Origin of the sequence: Flavobacterium sp. 9AF (assembly GCF_902506265.1) — a bacterium.
GTDB lineage: Bacteria > Bacteroidota > Bacteroidia > Flavobacteriales > Flavobacteriaceae > Flavobacterium.
This window is the reverse complement of sequence record NZ_LR733587.1, coordinates 1-1,785: the sequence shown is the minus strand read 5'-3', so window position 1 is coordinate 1,785 and position 1,785 is coordinate 1. Positions and strand designations below refer to the sequence as shown.

At 26.3% G+C, this 1,785-nt stretch carries 4 protein-coding genes; 3 read left to right on the top strand and 1 reads right to left on the bottom strand.

Annotated elements, in window-relative coordinates; all coding sequences use genetic code 11:
• The 3 genes from HALO113_RS16055 to HALO113_RS16045 form a co-directional block, all read left to right on the top strand.
• A partial coding sequence (locus tag HALO113_RS16055) for a hypothetical protein (RefSeq protein ID WP_236554771.1) occupies nucleotides 1-371 on the top strand: 371 nt, incomplete at its 5' end.
• Nucleotides 368-934, top strand: a complete 567-nt coding sequence (locus HALO113_RS16050) for an HAD family hydrolase (protein ID WP_159780153.1) — start codon at nucleotides 368-370, stop codon at nucleotides 932-934. The genes HALO113_RS16055 and HALO113_RS16050, both read left to right, overlap by 4 nt.
• 93 nt (nucleotides 935-1,027) lie before the next feature.
• Nucleotides 1,028-1,441: a hypothetical protein gene (locus HALO113_RS16045; RefSeq protein ID WP_159780151.1), complete on the top strand. Its 414-nt coding sequence runs from the start codon at nucleotides 1,028-1,030 to the stop codon at nucleotides 1,439-1,441.
• Between the two features lie 39 nt (nucleotides 1,442-1,480).
• On the opposite strand, the gene HALO113_RS16040 is transcribed toward HALO113_RS16045, so the two are convergent.
• On the bottom strand, nucleotides 1,481-1,785 hold a 305-nt coding region (locus HALO113_RS16040), incomplete at its 5' end, for a hypothetical protein (RefSeq protein WP_159780149.1).

The following is a 1,785-nucleotide window of genomic DNA, read 5'->3' as shown; positions in this document are numbered from 1 at the left end:
GTCTTACAATACAGCTCATTTCAATTGAATTTGGTATCCATTTCGATTCGGTTTTTATCTTTTTATTATTGATATTACTCTATTTAATATTAATATTAAAAAGCATAGATTGTCTATTCATTCAAAATTGGAGACGATACCATTGGAAAAGTCGTATCATAAACATCTTGGTTGTATTTCATGTTTTTCCCATATTAATTTTATATTTATTTTTTTTAATTAACTATATTACAACACCTAAAAATGTAGAATCCATTTCTCCTAATGAGCTACATTATATAGATACTCAAACAGGTAAAGAAATATCTATAGATAGTCTTGCTCAAAGAACCGTTGATAGCATAATTAAAAGTAAAAAAAAGGATGAATGAAATTAATTGTACTCGATTTGGATGAAACATTAGTACATGCAACAGAAAAGAAAATTCATGAAGAATATTCCTTTAAAGTTTTTGACTATTTTGTATACAAGCGACCTTTTTTAGATGTATTTCTTTCTGAACTAAAAAATCATTTTAAAGTTGCGGTTTGGTCTTCTGCCTCTGATGGTTATGTAGCTGAGATGGTTGCTAAAATTTTTCCTAAAAATTATCCATTAGCGTTTGTTTGGGGACGATCTAAATGTACCTTACAAATAGATTCACAAAATATAGATGATTATGGCTATTTTGATTATTTTAATCATATGAATTATGCCAAAATACTCAAAAAAGTGACTAAAAAAGGGTTTGCAAAACTAGAAGACATTCTAATCGTTGATGACACTCCTAGAAAATGCAAATACAATTATGGAAATGCCATTTACCCAACGGAGTTTTTAGGAGATACAAATGACAGTGAATTACCTTTATTATTGGACTATCTTATTTCTATAAAAGAAGTAGAAAATGTAAGAAGTCTAGAAAAAAGAAACTGGAAAAAGTTTCAATTGTAAAATTGAAATACAAATATTTTATAATAGAAATAATTGTCTTTATCTAAGTTTTATTTGACTTAATTTTTGCTACATTTTAAAAAACCCAAAAACATGAAAAATTATACTTTACTCCTATTTTTACTCTTATTTTCTTTTATTTCTAATGCTCAAAACAACAATTATGTGGGAATTTATGAAAAGAAAATTAAAACCCCAAAAAATGAGGTTTTTGAATACAAACTCCAAATTCTTTCCGATAGCACGTTTACCTTTCACTTTTTTAGAAATTTAGGACAGTCAATCAGTAAAGATGAAAATGTGTATGGTAAAGGCACTTGGAAAGTCATTAAAAATGTGATTCATTTTGTGACCAATACGAATCATTTAAATGAAAAATACACCTTAAATTTCACGAACAGTTCTGGAAGATTTGATAGTAAAAACAAAAATCAATTTCGATTCTATCATTCAGAAATACCTTGGATTGAAAAATTGACGTTGCAGAAAGTAGAATTGCATGAATAATAAATGACTTTTCTACTTTTATTTATTTTTATAGTTAAACTAAAGATTTTGAACACGGTCTAATAATATAAATAATTCGGAAAAAGGAGCACTTTCATTTTGTTCCCATTCTTCTTTATTTTCTATTCTATTTTGAATTGCTTTTATACTCCGTTCTTTATTCTTTTTTAAAACTTCAAAAATTAAATCTCTACTATTAAAATCTGTTGGATCATAATACATCCACATATTAATTAATAATTCTAAATCTTCTTCATTTTCCACGTCATTCAATTTCTCTATAATTTCTAAAATTTTAGACTTATTAGCTTCACTATCCGTTGATTCTTCTGATGCAATATAAT

Excerpts from the sequence above, each read along its gene's own strand:
- HALO113_RS16050 (WP_159780153.1), top strand. The coding sequence starts at position 368 with ATGAAATTAATTGTACTCGATTTGGATGAAACATTAGTACATGCAACA.
- HALO113_RS16045 (WP_159780151.1), top strand. The coding sequence starts at position 1,028 with ATGAAAAATTATACTTTACTCCTATTTTTACTCTTATTTTCTTTTATT.